Origin of the sequence: Streptomyces sp. NPDC086519 (genome assembly GCF_040686075.1) — a bacterium.
GTDB classification, from domain to species: domain Bacteria; phylum Actinomycetota; class Actinomycetes; order Streptomycetales; family Streptomycetaceae; genus Streptomyces; species Streptomyces shenzhenensis.
The window spans coordinates 110,207-125,255 of sequence record NZ_JBFBJL010000022.1 but is presented as its reverse complement, the minus strand read 5'-3'; the positions used below and the strand labels follow the sequence as shown (position 1 = coordinate 125,255).

Here is a 15,049-nt window from a genome sequence, read left to right as displayed (position 1 = left end):
GCCGAGGCGCAGGACGCGGGCAAGCCGGCCGCCGTGACCGCGTACCGGTGAGGCGGCACGGCCGTCACACCGTCGTCGTCTGGGTCGGCCAGCGCGCCGGATGCCCCGGCGGCAGCGCGAGGTCCTTGCGTACCGCGGTGTAGTACCCCTCGCGGCAGGCCCGCTGACGCTCCAGCAGCCGCTGCCAGGCGTCCGGGTCGACCGTCCCCGACCGCATGAACCGCTCCATCTCCATCACCGTGGTCACCCACTCCCGTGCCCGCTCCACCACTTCCGTACTGCCCAGCATGATCAGCGCCTCCCCGGCCGGGTCGCGCCCGTCCGTGGCCTCCGCCAGCAGCGGCTCGGCCACGTCCGGGGACAGCGGGTGCGGATGCGGGTCGTTGCCGAGGTGGGAGGCGACGCGGTACGTCAGGTTCACCGATCGCTTCAGCGCCCGCGCGTACTCGCTGTACACCGCCAGCCGCCGCTCGTCCCAGCGCGCCTCCTGCTCCCGCCGGAACCGCACCTGATCACCCCGCACCACCGCGAGATACGAACCGAGCGCGCCGATCACGACGCCTATGAGAGCCGGGAGTTGCTGCAAGAACGCGGACATGTGGGCACGGTATCCGTCCCGTTGGCCGTCCGGCCCGTACGGTCGTCGCCATGACCGGACTCGGTCGCTTCGACGGATACGGGGTTCTCGTCACGGGCGGGGCTCGCGGCATCGGCGCGGCCGTCGCCTTCCTCGCCTCCCGCGACGCCGCCTGGACCACCGGCACCGCCCTGCGCGGCGACGGCGGACCCACCGCCGTGCACAGCGGGTTCCACGCGGCGCTGCGGCCGCACCGGGAGGCCCGGCGCGGGTCAGAGAGCCGCTGAGGCGGCCGCGAGCACGGCCAGCACGCGCCGGGTGTCGTCCTCGGTGGTCCGCCAGTTGCTGAACGCGGCCCGCAGTGCCGGCACCCCGTCGTACACCGTCGGCGTCAGGAACGCCTCCCCGGACGCGGCGACCGCCCGGACCAGGGCGTCCACCCGCTGCGGCGCGGGGTCCTCGGCGAGGGTGAAGCAGACGACGTTGAGCCGGACCGGGGCGAGCAGGCGCAGCGCGGGCAGCTCCTCGATGCCGGCGCCGAGGCGGCGGGCCTCGGTGACGTTGCGCTCGACGATCTCGCGGTGCCCGTGCCGGCCGTACGCCGTCAGCGAGAACCAGGCCGGCAGCGCCCGCATCCGCCGGGAGTTCTCCGGGGTCAGGTGCAGGAAGTCCGGGGTGCCGGTGGGCGGACCCAGGTACGGGGACTCGTTGTGGAAGACGGCCACCTGGAGGTCGCGGCGGCGGGTGAACTGGACGGCCGCGTCGTAGGGGACGTTGAGCCACTTGTGCAGGTCCACGCAGACCGAGTCTGCCGCGTCGAGGCCGGCGACGAGCGGGGCGTGGGCGGGGGAGAGGGCGGCGAACGCGCCGAACGCGGCGTCCACGTGCAGCCAGAAGTCGTACCGTTCCTTCAGGGCGGCGATCGCCCGCAGGTCGTCGAAGTCGACGGTGTTCACCGTGCCCGCGTTGGCGACGACGACGGCGGGCCGCCCGTCCAGCCCGGCCAGGGCCGCCTCCAGCGCCGTCACGTCTACCGCCTCCCGGCCGCCGGGCAGCAGCGGCACCGGCCGCAGCCGGTCCCGGCCGATGCCCAGCACCGACAGCGCCTTGCCGACGCTGGAGTGCGGGCTGCCGGAGAGCACGTCGACCGGACCGAGCGCGGCGGCGCCGGCCCGGGAGACGTCCACCCCGAGCCGCTCCCCGAGCCAGGCGCGGGCGATCGCCAGACCGACCGTGTTCGACATCGTGGCCCCGGTCACAAATGCCCCCGAGTGCGCGTCGCCGAGCCCGAACAGCTCGGCCAGCCAGGCCACGGTCTCGCGCTCCAGGGCGGCACCCCAGGAGCCGGTGTCGCCGGACAGGTTCTGGTCGTAGGCCGAGGTCAGCCAGTCACCGGCGAGGGAGGCGGGCGTCACGCCCCCGGTGACGAAACCGAGGTAGCGTGGGCCGGCCGAGGCGGACAGACCCGGCGCCCACCGCTCGGTGAACCGGGCCAGCGCGCCGTCACCGCCCTCTCCCCGCTCGGGCAGCGGCGCCCGCGCGGGCGCCGGCCCGGGCGCGGCCACCGGCCGCTCGGCCGACCCGGCCGCCGCGCGGGCGGCCACATCGCGTGCGGACTGGAGGAGTTTGGGAAGCCGGGCGAGATCGTCGGCGAGTGCGCTCTGCATGAACCGCACACTAGGTTCGGCCACGACGCCGTGGCGCGGTCCACTTCCGGGTAAGTGGACCGATGCGGGCAGGGCGGTCGCGGCGGCGAAGTTAACCGTTTCATCACAGCCTGGTCCGGGCTACAACCAAAGCCCCACATCGGCCGGTCCAGTACGACGAGACCACAGGACAGGAAAAGGAGACAGACGTCATATGGGGGACATACGCAGAAGAAGTGCCGTAGTGCTCGGGGTCACCGGGCTGGTGGCGCCGCTCACGCTCGCTCTGACCTCCGCTCCGGCCCAGGCCGCGAGTTGCACCACGCGGACCGGGCCGTACCAGAAGCAGGTGGAGAAGTTCCTCGGGCGGCCCGTCGACGGCAAGCAGTCCGCCGCCGACTGCAAGGCGATCCAGGGCTTCCAGAACAAGCACGGCATCACGCCCGCCGTCGGGTACGCGGGTCCCGTCACCTGGGGCGTGATGGACCTGATGAACAAGCAGAAGGCCGTCGGGAACAACCCCAACAAGGACGGCAAGTGCCCGACCAACAAGGGGCGCATCGCCTGCGTCAACCTCACGCTCCAGCTGAGCTGGGTCCAGGACGGCGGCAGGCTGGTCTACGGCCCGGTCCCGGTCCGTACCGGCCGTGACGGGTTCGAGACCCGGACCGGTCTGAAGAAGATCTACTGGCGGGACATCGACCACGTCTCGTCGGTCTACAACGTGCCGATGCCCTACAGCCAGTTCTTCGACGGCGGCCAGGCCTTCCACTCGGTCGGTCTCAGCATGTGGAACCCGCCGGGCTCGCACGGCTGTGTGAACATGACCACGAAGGACGCCAAGAAGTACTGGTCGCTGCTGAAGACCGGCGACGACGTCTACGTGTACGGCCGCAAGCCGGGCACCTGACGGCACCCGGCCCCGGCCCCGGCCGAAGGCCTCGGCTCAGCTCTCCGGGGCGTCCCCGAAGTCCGGGATCTCCAGCCTGGCCCCGCCCTGCCGCGCGGACTCGTGCGCGATGACGCCCGGCAGGGTGTAGCGGGCCGCCACCCAGGCGTTGACCGACGGCAGGGTGCGCGTGTTGACGGCGGTCACGAAGTCGTCCACCAGGAAGTGGTGGCTGCCCTCGTGCCCGTTGTGCAGCGCGTCGAACGCCCGGGGCAACCGCGCCCGGTCGTGCACCGGCGCCGACCCGGAGGTGAAGGCCGCCCGCAGCTCCGGCGCGATGTGCTGGAGCGACGGGTCGTCAGGGGACATGGTGGGCTTCGGTTCGAGCAGCTCGCTGATGTCCTTCACACCGTTCTTGTCCTGCCACAGCGCCACCGTCGCCAGCTGCTCCATGCTCGCCTCGGTGCCGAAGAACCGGAAGCGGGACTCGCGGATGTGGGACGGGTAGCCCACCCGCCGGAACTCGTTGGTACGGAACGAGCCGCCGCCCGCCACCTCGAACAGCGCGGTCGCGTTGGAGATGTCGTTGCCGAACTGGCTGACCTCCTTGTCGAAGACGCCGTCGCCCCGGTCGTCCACCACTCCGATCGCCGACACGCTCACCGCGTGGGTCTGCCAGGCGCCGAGCACCCCGCCCACCGCGTGCGTCGGGTAGAGCAGCGGGGGATAGCTGGCGGTCGCCTTCCAGTTCTCGCCGCCGCTGTAGCGGTAGGCGTCGTAGAAGCCGAGGTCCATGTCGTGGACGTAGTCGCCCTCGGCGTAGAAGAGCCGCCCGAAGGCGCCCTCGGCGATCTGGTTGCGGGCGTGCACGGTCGCCGGGTTGTACTGGCTGGTCTCGCCCATCATGTACGTCAGCCCGGTCGCCTTGACCGCGTCGATGATCGCGGCGATCTCCTCCGTCGTGATCGCCATGGGGACCGCGGAGTACACGTGCTTGCCGGCGTTGAGGCCCTGCACGACCAGCGGGCCGTGCGTCCATCGCTGGGTGAAGATCGCGACCGCGTCGACACCGGACTCCAGCATGGCCTCGTACGACGGGAAGGTGCCCGCGAGTCCCTGGGCGGCGGCGAGTTTCTCCGCCCGTTCGGGCAGCAGGTCGGTGACGTACACGTCGCCGACGCCGGGATGGGCCTTGAACAGCGTGGCGAACTGGCCGGAGAACTGTCCGGCGCCGACGATGCCGAGAGAGAAAGTCATGGGGGTTACTTTCGCTACGGAAGAATCTTGCCGTCAAGGGGCGGACGGAAGTCGGAAAGATGCGGGGAGGGGCGCTGATGCGGCACACCCGGCGCACAGTAGGGTGGTCTGGTTGCTTCAGCTCCGGAAGAAAAGGGATGCCGTGACCGACTGGCTGCCACTCAGCCCCGCGGAGCGCTCCGTGGCCATCGAGGTGCTCGTCCACGGTCCGCTGTCGCGCACCGAGCTGGCCCGCCGGCTGAGCCTCTCCCAGGGCAGCCTCACCCGCCTCACCAAGCCGCTCATCGAGTCCGGCCTGCTCGTCGAGGCCCCCTGGGCCGGCGCCCCGGGGGAGGCGCGCCAGGGCCGTCCCTCGCAGCCGCTCGACGTGGTCGCCGAGTCCCAGTCCTTCCTGGGCTTCAAGATCACCGACGAGATGGCCTACGGCGTCGTCACCAGCCTCAGGAGCGACATCGTCGCCCGCCTCGACCGGCCCCTGACCGGTCATGACCCAAAGTACGTCGCCGACCTGCTGGCCGACATGACCGCCGAGCTCACCGGCCGCCACCCCGCGGTCGCGGGCATCGGCATCGGCGTCGGCGGGTTCGTGCGCGAGCACGCGGTGGTCGGCGAGTCGCCCTACCTGCGCTGGCGTGAGGTCCCGCTGGCCGGGCTGGTCGGGGAGCGCACCAGGCTGCCGGTCGTCGTGGAGAACGACGTGGCCGCCCTGGTCGAGGCCGAGACCTGGTTCGGCGCCGGCCGCGGACTCGACCGCTTCGTCGTGCTCACCATCGGCGCCGGCATCGGCTACGGACTGGTGCTCGGCGGCAGACGGGTCCCCTACGCCGAGGAGGACCGCGGCTTCGGACTGCACTGGATCATCGACCCGCTGGGCCCGCTGACCCCGCAGGGCGAGCGCGGCAGCGCCGTGTCATTGCTGACCATCCCCAGCATCCGCTACCAGGTCCGGGCCGCCACCGGCCGTGACGCGTCGTACGAGGAGATCCTGGCCGGTGCCGCCGCGGGCGAGCCGATGGCCGCGCGGGTGATCGGCGAGGCCGGCCGGGCGCTGGGCACGCTGCTCGCGCAGATCGCCAACTTCGCCATGCCGCAGAAGATCCTGCTGGCCGGGGAGGGGGTCGGCCTGATGGAGGTGGCCGGCGACACGGTGCGGGAGACCGTCCGCGCCCACCGGCATCCGCTCGCCGCCCCGATCGGCCTGGAGACCAAGGTCTCCGACTTCCACGACTGGGCGCGGGGCGCCGCCGTACTGGCCATCCAGGTGCTGGTGCTCGGGAGGGCCGGTGGCTGAACTGCCGTTTCCGCTCGTGCGGCGGCTGCGGAGCCGCCAACGAACTCCCGCCCGTGATTGACATATTGACGTGACGAGTAACACGGTCCGATATGCCCGCATCCGTCGCACTTACTCACGGCGCCTTCACGTCGACCGGCATATGCTTCACACCATGTCCACCACTGTTGAAACCGTCACCGAGCGATCGGCCGACGAGGTCAACGAGGAGATCCGGGCCCTGTGGCTCCGGTCGGGCGGGACACTGAGCACCGAGCAGCGCGAGGAGTACCGGCGGCTCGTCCTCGAATGGGCGGCGGCCACCCCGTAGCAGCCGGACCAGGCGGCCCGACCACCCGCCTCGGGCACCCGCCCGACGGGTGCCCCGGTAGACCTCGTAGACCTCCCGAGGCCTCTGTCAGCCCCAAGTCGCCGAGTAGTAGCGCTGGTACGCCTTGCGGTCCTGTTCCGCGCGGAAGTAGCGCGTCCCCACCAACGCGATCAGACTGCCCCCGATCACCAGCAGACCCGGACCGACGTTGCGGGTGTCCGTGAGCCGGGCGACCAGACTGGTGTCGTCCCCGGTGACCGGCGCCGCCGAACCCGGCGAGGCCGCGCTCGGCGCGATGGCGCTGTGGTTGGCCGACGCGGACGGCGCCGGCGTGGCACTCTGCCCCCCGGTCGCGGCCTGCTTCGTCACGATCAGCTGGACGTTCAGCGCCGCCATCGCCCGCGTCACCGGCTGGAAGAACGTCACCCCGCCCGTGGTGCAGTCACCGCTGCCGCCCGAGGTCATCCCCAGCGCGATCCCCTCCGAGAACAACGGACCGCCGCTGTCGCCCGGTTCGGCGCACACGTTGGTCTGGACGAGCCCGGTGACCGTGCCCTCGGGGTAGTTGACGGTCGCGTTGAGCGCGGTCACCGTGCCGTCGTGCAGCCCGCTGGTGGAGCCGCTGCGGAACACCTTCTGCCCCACCGTCGGATCGGCCGCACCCGTGATCCGCACACCCTGGCCGTTGCCGATCGCGACCACGTCCGCGTTGTCACCGGCCTTCCCGGACGCGTACTGGATCAGCGAGAAGTCGCTGCCCGGGAACTGCGTGTTGACCGTGGTGCCCAGCTGCTGGTTGCCCTGGCTGTCGTCGAACCAGATGGTGTTGGCGGGACCGCAGTGACCGGCGGTCAGGATGAAGTCGGTCTGCCCGTTGGTCACGTTGAACCCCGCCGAACAGCGGCCGCCCGTGGACAGGATCGGCTGCGCCCCGTTCAACCGGGTGGTGAACTTCCCCTCGGTGCGCTGCATCTGCACGAAACTGCCGATGCCCGTGGCGACCCGGCTCAGGTCCGACCAGTCGGAGGCGGACACCGTGCTGTCGGCCTCCACCATCACCCGGTTGGTCTTGTAGTCCACCGCCCACGCGGTGCCGGCCACCCGCGGCGCGGCCTTCAGCGTGGCGGTGGCCGCCTTCAGCTCGTTCATGCTGTGCGACACCATCTTGGGCACGGCGCCCGCCTGCTTCACCGTCGCCGCGGCCTGCTCGTCGGTGACCGCGACCACCGGCCTGCCGTCGGCGCCGATCCAGCTGCCCGCCGTACGGGCCGTGCCCAGCTTCGCCACCAGCGCGGCCCCGGAGTCCCCGGCCCCGGTCGCGGAGCCGGAGCTGAACGGAACGGCGGACGTGCCGGGAGTCTCGCTCGCCATGGCCGTGGTGACCATCGCGCCTCCCAGAAGGAGTCCGCCGACCGCCGCCAGCTGCGTCCCCCGCCGGACGACCCGTCGTCGTGCGTGCCTCATCCATGGCTCCCGAACCCCGAACGCGCGGTGTCTGCACCGCGGGGCCCTCCGGTCGTCGAGCGCCCTGCTACCCATACGCGGGCGGCCTCCAGGGCGTTCACAGCGATGGTGATCTTTACGATCCCGTGGCACTGCGGCACGGCCGTACGCCTCGTTCCCGGGGCTGCCGCAGCCGCCTATCTTGAGCCCATGACCAGCATCCCGCAGGAGAATCCGGGCGAACCGAACCCGTTGCGCGCCCTCACCCTCGACCGGCTGCGATGTCGTACCAGCATGAAATGGCGTACCTACCCCACGGACGTGCTCCCGGTGTGGGTGGCCGAGATGGACGTGCCGCTCGCCGCACCGGTCGTCCGCGCGGTCACCGGCGCGATGGAACTCGGCGACACCGGCTACCCGGCCGGCACCGCCTACGCCGAGGCGCTCGCCGCGTTCGCCGCGAAACGCTGGGGCTGGGACGGGATCGACGCGGGCCGCACCGCGATCGTCCCCGACGTGATGCTCGGCGTCGTCGAAATGCTGAAACTGGTCACCGGGCCCGGCGACCCGGTGGTCGTCAACTCGCCGGTGTACCCGCCGTTCTACCAGTTCCTCGCGCACATGGACCGGCGGGTGGTCCAGGCCCCGCTCGGCGCCGACGGGCGGATCGACCTCGGCGTCCTGGAGACGGCGTTCCGCGGGCTGGGCGGCGGGCGGGCCGGCTATCTGCTGTGCAGCCCCCACAACCCGACCGGCACCGTCCACACCGCCGCCGAGCTCACCGCCGCCACCGCCCTCGCCGAGCGGTACGGCGTCCGGGTCGTCGCCGACGAGATCCACGCCCCGCTCACCGCCCCGGGCGTCGCCTTCGTGCCCTACCTGAGCGTGCCCGGCGCCGAGCGCGGGCTGTCCCTGATGTCGGCGTCCAAGGCCTGGAACCTCGCGGGCCTCAAGGCCGCGCTCGCCATCGCCGGGCCCGGCGCCGCCGCCGACCTCGCCCGGCTGCCGGAGGAGGTGAGCCACGGCCCGAGCCATGTCGGTGTCATCGCCCACACGGCGGCCCTCACCGACGGCATCCCCTGGCTGGACGCCCTGCTCGCGGGCCTCGACGAGAACCGGCGCCTGCTCGCCGCCCTGCTCGACCGCCACCTGCCCGGGATCCGGTACCGGCCCGCCGAGGCCACCTACCTCGCCTGGCTCGACTGCCGCGCCCTCGGCCTCGGCGACGACCCGGCCGAGGCCTTCCTCGCCCGCGGGCGGGTCGCCGTGAACTCCGGCCTCCCCTTCGGCACCGGCGGCGCCGGGCACGTACGGTTCAACCTCGCCACCTCACCCGAGGTGATCACGGAGGCGGTACGGCGGATGGCGGCGGCGCTCGCGTGAGGCGTGACGGCCCGGCTGACATCATGGCCGGATGCGTGTGCTGATGCCGCTCCCCGACCGCGACTTCGACGTGACCGAGGTGGCCGTGCCCTGGCGGTCGCTGACCCGGGCCGGCCACGAGGTCGTGTTCGCCACCGAGCGCGCCGGCACCCGGCCCGCCGCCGACCCGCGGCTGCTCACCGGCGTCCTGTTCGGGCAGCTCGGCGCAGCGGACGAACCCAAGCGGTTCTACGAACAGCTCACCGCCGCACCCGAGTTCACCGCCACGCTCGCCTGGGCCGAGCTCCACGTCACGGACTTCGACGGCCTGCTGCTGCCCGGCGGACACGCCCCCGGCATGCGCCAGTACCTCGGCTCGGCCGAACTGCGCGACAAAGTCGGTGAGTTCTGGGCGCTGGGCCGCCCGGTCGGCGCGATCTGCCACGGCGTACTGGTCCTCGCCCGCACCCGGGACCCGGCCACCGGCCGCAGCGTCCTGTCCGGCCGCCGCACCACCTGCCTGCCCACGTACATGGAACGCACCGCCTACTTGACCACGGCCTGGCGCCTGGGCCGCTACTACCGCACCTACCCGGCCTACGTCGAGGACGAGGTGCGCACCGCACTCGCCGACCCGGCCGCCCAGTTCGAGCGCGGGCCCCGCGAGCTCACCCGGCGCGGCACCGACACCGACGACACCCACGCCTTCGTCGTCGAGGACGGCAGCTATCTCTCGGCCCGCTGGCCCGGCGACGCGTACCTGTTCGCACGGAGGTACCTCGACCTGCTCGACCGGAGCCGGGCCGCCTAGGGCCTGGTGCGAAAGTGGCGTCGCGCGGCAGCCGGCACTTTCGCAACGGGCCCTAGACTTCCGGCATGGACGACATCACCGGGACGGCCCTGGACCGGCTCGGCGCCGGCAAGTACCTGCTGGTCACCAGCTATCGCAAGGACGGCACCCCGGTCCCCACCCCGGTCTGGGTGGTGCGGGACGGGGACACGCTCGGCGTCTGGACGGCCGCCGACACCTGGAAGGTCAAGCGCATCCGCCGCCGGGCCGACGTCAAGGTCGGACCCTGCGACCTGCGCGGCCGCCCGACCGGCGACCCGGTCCCGGCCACCGCCGAGATCGCCGACGCGGCCACCACCGCCCGCTACCGGGACCTCATCGCCCGCAAGTACGGCCTGACCGGCCGCCTCACCCTCCTCGGCAGCAGGCTGCGCCGCGGCCTGGACGGCACCGTCGGCATCCGGGTGACCCTGACGCCCTGACACCTCGAGGGCGCCGCGGCCACGCCCTGGGGATGCCGAGGCCTCCCCAGGGCGCGCGGGCGTTACGAGGCGTCCAGCACCGTTCCGGTGAGCACCAGCCCGCCGGGCAGCGGAGTGCCGCCGTCGTCCGTCTGCTGGAAGGTCACCGACTCGGCGGGCTCCTCGACCTGGTCCCGCACTGTGGGCACGGACACGTCGAGGCCGGTCTGCCCGGCCGGCACGTCCAGCCACAGGTAGAGGCCGTCCACCCGGGACAGCGGCCGCTCCGGGTCCGGCTCCGCGCCGGACACGCCGGCCAGCCAGCTCGGGTCGACGTCCTTGGTGGACAGTTCCGTGCCGCCGCTGCCGGCCGGCACCGGCACGAACAGCGCGCCGATGTCGGTGTCCGCGGCCTCGGACAGCGAGATCCGCCACTGAAGGGCCGAGCCCTCGGTCACCCTGTCCGCGACCGGAGTCACGGTGACGGTGGGTGCCGGGTCGTCGTTGCGCACGGTCAGCCCGCCCAGGTAGGAGCCGACGACCGCCCCGTGGACGGCCTTGACCAGCACGTCGTACGGCACGTCGGTACCGAAGCGCGTGTTGCCCCGCACCTCGACCGGGACGTCGATGCCGTGGCCGCCGGGCCGCACGGTGACCAGGCGGTCCGTCGCGGTGCCGGTCGCCGGGTCGACGACGTACAACCGGACCTGGCCGCTGCCCCGCCCGGACACCCGCACCGGTACGTGGTAGGTGCGCACGCCCGAGTCGCCCTCGTCGACCGTGAGCCGGCCGACGTCGACGCGCGGCAGCTCGGCCGCGCGGACCGCCGGGGTGCCCGGCCGCCAGCCCCAGGCGTCCATCAGCCAGGCCCGTCCGGACCCCGAACGCGGCGTCAGTTCAAGGGACGTGACGGATCGCGGATCGAACCCGGCCCGGTGGGCGGCGGTGAGGGGTACGCGCAGCTCGCGCGCCCAGTAGGACGCGGTGCGGTCGCTGCCGGGCAGCCCGTCGACGCGGACCCCGCCCAGCGTCGCCCGTCGGCCGTGGCTGTCGGTGACGGACACGTCGAGCCTGGTGCCCCGAGTGTTCGGCGGCACGAAGATCCGCAGCGCGAGCGACTCGGCGCCGGAGAGCGAGACCGGCCGCGCCACCCGGACGCGCGTCGGGGAGCCGGCGGACGTCCAGCGCAGCGCGACCGCGTGCCTCCCAGCCTCCCGGCCCGTCTCCCACTGCGCGAAGTGCGGCGAGGCGCCCGTGGCGCCGTCGCCCAGGCAGGCCACCGCTGGATCGGGGTCGACCGCCGAGCACAGCCGGCCACCGGTCACCGTCACCCCGCCGTCCGGCAGGAACCCGGCGCCGCGGTTCGCGCCCACCGCGTGACCGAGCACCCGCGCCGGATCGGCCGACGGAGCCCGCCGCCCCGAACCGTCCAGCAGCGGACGCACCCTGTCGTCACCCGCCACGAACAGGCGTGCCGCCGCCGCGATGTAGGCCGAGCCGGCCCGGTGCTGCTGGTCGGCGGTCAGCCGGGTCGCGGCCCGCGGGGAGCAGACCGCGTCCGGGTGGTCCGGGTCGTCGTAGAAGTCGTCCTCCGCCGGGGCCTGCGCCTGCCCGGGCGTCCACTCGGTGTTGAAGAAGTTGTGGTCGGCGCCGATCACGTACACCGCGCTGTGCAGCGCCCGGCCCCTGCTGACGGCGCGGGTGCCGTCGACGTACACCTCGCCCTGGAGGTCGGAGACATCGCCGTCGCAGCCCGGCAGGATGGTGAGCGACGGCACGTCCGGCACCGGGTTCTGGCCGAAGACGGTCGGGCCGATCAGGACGGTGCCGGTGATGTGCCAGCGCACCTTGCCGTGATAGCCGTCCTGGTCGGCCGGCGGCGGGTACAGGCTGTCCAGTGCCGCCCGGTTGACGCCCTCACCGCCCCGGGAATGGCCGATCAGCAGCACGCGGGTCAGGTCGGCGCGGGGCGCCTCGCGCACGATCGCGGGCGCGAGGCGCGGGTTTCGCGCCCAGTCGGCCCAGTGCGCGAGGTGCAGCCGGATCAGCGACGAACGGGCCTGCGCGCCGCCGTCCTCGGCCTGCCAGTCCTGGCCGTTGATCCCGTTCGCCGAGATCGACACCGTGACATAGCCCTGGGAGGCCAGCAGCCGCTGGTCGCGCAGATAACCCCGGTGGCTCGGCACCGGGAGCGTCCCGGCCGGGCACGGCCAGGCGCCGGAGGCGTCGTCGGAGCCGCCGTGCGGGGCGTAACAGGTGGTGTGGCGGCCGTGCAGGAACAGCGCGAGCGGGCGGGTTCCGGAGACCCCGGTGGGCGCGACCACCACGGCCTGCATCTCGACCGGGACGGAGAACCCGGGCAGGCGCACCGACGCGAGCCGGTAGGAGCCCGTCCTGGTGCCGTAGGGGCCGGGGCGGCCCGGGTCCACAGGGTTGGCGGGCAGCGGGGCCGGGGGCCGGGGCGCCGCCGAGGGTGCGGAGACGGCGGGGCGGGTGTCCAACCGGCGGCCGCCGGACCAGACTTGGAGGTTCCTCAGCGCTCCCGCCCGCGCCCCGTCCAGGCCGAGCCGGAAGGTGTGCCCGTCCCGCTCCGGCTTCGGCACCCCCAACAGCCGCCCGTCCGACCGGAATTCGACCCGCGCGTCCCCCATCGGCACCCGTCTGCCGGACCGCCACACCAACTGGGGCGCCGACCGCCCTTGGTCGAGGTGCCAGCCCGGCGGCAGCTTCCCGCCGGATGCGGATGCGGATGCGGATGCGGATGCGGATGCGGATGCGGATGCGGCCGGGGCCTGTTGAGCGTGCGCGGTGGTGCCGGACACTCCTCCCACGAGCGCGAGCACCGCTGCCGCGGTGACCCATATGCGCCGGGTACGGACCAATGTTCCCTCCTCCTCGGACGGCGAGCACGGGCCACCCGGGCCGTCCCGGGGAGCCCCTCGCCCTCCGGAGGACGGGGAGTTGAGGCTGTGGGTTGCCTGTGAGGCTGGAGTGCGGCGGTCAAGTGCGTGGGAAACGGCACCTGTTGAGCTCGGGGGCGGCCTGACCGGTGGCGAGTTCCGCCGCGACCAGGCGGCCGACGGTGGGGGCGAGGGTGACCGCGGAGTGGGCGACCGCCAGGTACGCGGAGCCGTCCGGGGTGAGCGGGCCGATCAGCGGGCCGCCCTCGGGCACGGGGCGGACGCCCACCCGGGAGCCGAGCACGCGGCACTCGCCGTCGAACGCCGAGCGGAAGCGGGCGACGGCCGTTTCGTCGTCCGCCGTCGGGTGGGTCAGCAGCAGCCTGCCCTCGCTCACTTCGCGCACCTCGAAGTCCGGCCCGGCCACGACGGACCGCACCAGCCCCGGCGGCGCGGCCAGCCGGAGCAGCCGGGCCGGGGAGCCGGTGACCGGCAGGCCGACGCCGAGGGGCGCGGCCAGTTCGGTGACGCCCGTGCCGGCCGCCAGGACGACGACGGAGGCGGGATGGAATCCGGCGGCGGTGCCGACCCCTGTGACCCGCCCGTTGTCCGTCCGCAGCACCGTGTCCGCGGCACCGTACCCGACCCGGGCGCCGCGTGCCCGCGCCGCCCGTACCAGGGCCGCCGTGACCGCCACGGGGTCCACACCCGCGTCGGACGGGGTGTGCACGGCCGCGCCGGGGGGCGTACGGAAGCGGGGCTCCAGCGTCTGGATCGCCGCACGGCCGATCGTGTGCCGGCCCTCGGGGAGTCGGTTGTCGAAGCGGCGGTCCGCGGGTCCGTCCGGGCCGTACGGCACCGGCCAGGTGAGCGAGCCCGTCCGGCGGACCGCCACCCCCGGCACCTCCCGCTCCAGCCGACGCCAGTCCGCGAGGACCGCGTGGCGCAGATCCCCGGCACCGCCGGGCCACTCCCCGCCCGCCGTGCCCCCGATCCACGCGAAGGAGTCCGCGGTGACGCCCGCGGCCGGACCGGGCCCGCGCTCGACGAGCGTCACCGGTACGTCCCGGCACGCCAGGTGGTACGCCACCGACGCGCCGAGGATCCCGGCCCCCACCACGACGACTGTCACGACCGCCCCTGTCCCGCCGCGCTACTCGACGCCGGGCGGCACGACCGTGGCGTGGTGGTAGTACATCCGCCAGCCGCTCTGCTCGTCGCGGCGGCGCCACAGCGAGCTGTGCCGGGAACGGCGGTCGCCGAGGCGGGCCTCGAAGGTGACCTGCACCAGCCCCGGAGCGAGGACGACACCGGTCATGCCGGAGGGCTCGTGCCGCGGGCCGTCCTGCGACGCGCCCGCCCTGTCCGGCAGGCCGGCGAGGCACTGCTCGTAGGTGTACCGGCGGCCGGACGCGCCCACCTCCGCGAACTCCGGGTCCAGCAGCTCACCCGCCACCTCCCGGGAGGCGCGCACCCCGGGATCCAGGAGGCGCAGCTCGCCCGCGATCGCGGCCGCCACCTGGGCCGATTCGTCGCTCATGGGAGCCATCCTCGCCCAGGGCCCCGGTCACCGGGCAACCGGATTTCCGACCGTCAGCTCCCGACCGTCAGCTCCAGGCGCGGTACGGCTCGTCGAGCAGCTGGAAGACCGGCTCGCCGCGCACCGGGTCCTTGGCGGTGGAGAGCCTGACCCGGTCACCGCTGTGGATGCCGATCGGCGGGCCCATGACCCGGCCCCGCACCACGAACCCCTCGGCCATCTCGATCAGGGACACGTTGCGTGCGGCCGGCGTGTTGCGGTGCACCACCGTCGAGTGGCGCACCGTGCCCGTGCCCTCACTGCGCTCCGTCCGCAGCTCGCTGCCCTGGCAGACCGGACACAGCAGACGGTGGTACATCGCCGTGCCGCACCAGGTGCAGCGCTGGTAGACGATGGCGTCCTTGGTGCGCTCCGCGGGGTCGAGGACGCCCGTCGCGAATCCGACCGCCGACTGTGCGGCGCTCGTCGAGTAGTGGTACACGCTGGTCAACTCCCTGCGCTCGCCCGGAATCCCGCGTGTCCGGACCCGGCCGGGCACGCCTGTGCCCGGTTCGTGGTGCCACCGCGCACGCCGACAGAGTAT

Annotated in this window: 14 protein-coding genes and 1 pseudogene; 7 read left to right on the top strand and 8 right to left on the bottom strand. The window is 73.4% G+C overall.

The genetic code is table 11. The features are described 5' to 3' along the window. Positions 1 to 64: 64 nt before the first annotated feature. Positions 65 to 598 (bottom strand): hypothetical protein, encoded by a 534-nt coding sequence (locus AB0P24_RS22220; RefSeq protein WP_365796527.1) that lies wholly within the window; start codon positions 596 to 598, stop codon positions 65 to 67. A 110-nt stretch (positions 599 to 708) separates the two neighbouring features. Between AB0P24_RS22220 and AB0P24_RS22215 the strand changes: the two are divergent. Next, positions 709 to 864: pseudogene (locus tag AB0P24_RS22215) on the top strand (oxidoreductase); the annotation flags it as partial. Here AB0P24_RS22215 and AB0P24_RS22210 read toward each other — a convergent pair. Then, positions 850 to 2,244, bottom strand: a complete 1,395-nt coding sequence (locus tag AB0P24_RS22210) for a pyridoxal-dependent decarboxylase (protein WP_365796525.1) — start codon at positions 2,242 to 2,244, stop codon at positions 850 to 852. The pseudogene AB0P24_RS22215 and the gene AB0P24_RS22210 sit on opposite strands and share 15 nt — an antisense overlap. A gap of 193 nt (positions 2,245 to 2,437) precedes the next feature. Here AB0P24_RS22210 and AB0P24_RS22205 point away from each other — a divergent pair, with 193 nt between their 5' ends. Further along, the gene (locus AB0P24_RS22205; RefSeq protein WP_365796523.1) at positions 2,438 to 3,133 is read left to right on the top strand and encodes a L,D-transpeptidase; all 696 of its coding nucleotides are present in this window, start codon (positions 2,438 to 2,440) and stop codon (positions 3,131 to 3,133) included. 36 nt (positions 3,134 to 3,169) lie between these two features. Here the strand turns inward: AB0P24_RS22205 and AB0P24_RS22200 are convergent, their stop codons facing one another. After that, positions 3,170 to 4,369 carry a Gfo/Idh/MocA family oxidoreductase gene (locus AB0P24_RS22200; RefSeq protein ID WP_365796521.1) on the bottom strand — a complete coding sequence of 400 codons (1,200 nt, stop codon included), beginning with the start codon at positions 4,367 to 4,369 and terminating at the stop codon, positions 3,170 to 3,172. A gap of 142 nt (positions 4,370 to 4,511) precedes the next feature. Between AB0P24_RS22200 and AB0P24_RS22195 the strand changes: the two genes are divergently transcribed. Further along, positions 4,512 to 5,660, top strand: a complete 1,149-nt coding sequence (locus tag AB0P24_RS22195) for an ROK family transcriptional regulator (RefSeq protein WP_365796519.1) — start codon at positions 4,512 to 4,514, stop codon at positions 5,658 to 5,660. A 154-nt stretch (positions 5,661 to 5,814) separates the two neighbouring features. Continuing rightward, a complete protein-coding gene (locus AB0P24_RS22190) occupies positions 5,815 to 5,970 on the top strand; it encodes a hypothetical protein (RefSeq protein ID WP_365796585.1) in 156 nt (51 codons plus the stop codon). A gap of 87 nt (positions 5,971 to 6,057) precedes the next feature. Here AB0P24_RS22190 and AB0P24_RS22185 read toward each other — a convergent pair whose 3' ends face one another. After that, the gene (locus AB0P24_RS22185) at positions 6,058 to 7,434 is read right to left on the bottom strand and encodes a S1 family peptidase (RefSeq protein WP_365796517.1); all 1,377 of its coding nucleotides are present in this window, start codon (positions 7,432 to 7,434) and stop codon (positions 6,058 to 6,060) included. Between the two features lie 189 nt (positions 7,435 to 7,623). Here AB0P24_RS22185 and AB0P24_RS22180 point away from each other — a divergent pair, with 189 nt between their 5' ends. The 3 genes from AB0P24_RS22180 to AB0P24_RS22170 all read left to right on the top strand — a co-directional run bounded on the left by AB0P24_RS22180 (position 7,624) and on the right by AB0P24_RS22170 (position 10,047). After that, positions 7,624 to 8,796: an aminotransferase class I/II-fold pyridoxal phosphate-dependent enzyme gene (locus AB0P24_RS22180; RefSeq protein WP_365796515.1), complete on the top strand. Its 1,173-nt coding sequence runs from the start codon at positions 7,624 to 7,626 to the stop codon at positions 8,794 to 8,796. 31 nt (positions 8,797 to 8,827) lie between these two features. After that, positions 8,828 to 9,586: a type 1 glutamine amidotransferase domain-containing protein gene (locus AB0P24_RS22175; protein WP_365796513.1), complete on the top strand. Its 759-nt coding sequence runs from the start codon at positions 8,828 to 8,830 to the stop codon at positions 9,584 to 9,586. A 65-nt stretch (positions 9,587 to 9,651) separates the two neighbouring features. Beyond that, the gene (locus tag AB0P24_RS22170) at positions 9,652 to 10,047 is read left to right on the top strand and encodes a PPOX class F420-dependent oxidoreductase (protein ID WP_365796511.1); all 396 of its coding nucleotides are present in this window, start codon (positions 9,652 to 9,654) and stop codon (positions 10,045 to 10,047) included. A gap of 62 nt (positions 10,048 to 10,109) precedes the next feature. Here the strand turns inward: AB0P24_RS22170 and AB0P24_RS22165 are convergent, their stop codons facing one another. From AB0P24_RS22165 to AB0P24_RS22150, 4 genes are all read right to left on the bottom strand, one after another. Further along, the gene (locus AB0P24_RS22165) at positions 10,110 to 12,908 is read right to left on the bottom strand and encodes a hypothetical protein (RefSeq protein ID WP_365796509.1); all 2,799 of its coding nucleotides are present in this window, start codon (positions 12,906 to 12,908) and stop codon (positions 10,110 to 10,112) included. A 118-nt stretch (positions 12,909 to 13,026) separates the two neighbouring features. Then, on the bottom strand, positions 13,027 to 14,058 hold the full coding sequence (locus AB0P24_RS22160; protein WP_365796507.1) for an FAD-dependent oxidoreductase: 1,032 nt from the start codon (positions 14,056 to 14,058) through the stop codon (positions 13,027 to 13,029). Positions 14,059 to 14,079: 21 nt separating this feature from the next. Next, the gene (locus AB0P24_RS22155) at positions 14,080 to 14,466 is read right to left on the bottom strand and encodes a nuclear transport factor 2 family protein (RefSeq protein WP_365796505.1); all 387 of its coding nucleotides are present in this window, start codon (positions 14,464 to 14,466) and stop codon (positions 14,080 to 14,082) included. Positions 14,467 to 14,533: 67 nt separating this feature from the next. After that, positions 14,534 to 14,947, bottom strand: coding sequence for a zinc ribbon domain-containing protein (locus AB0P24_RS22150; protein WP_365796583.1), 414 nt, complete (start codon positions 14,945 to 14,947; stop codon positions 14,534 to 14,536). Positions 14,948 to 15,049 lie beyond the last annotated feature (102 nt).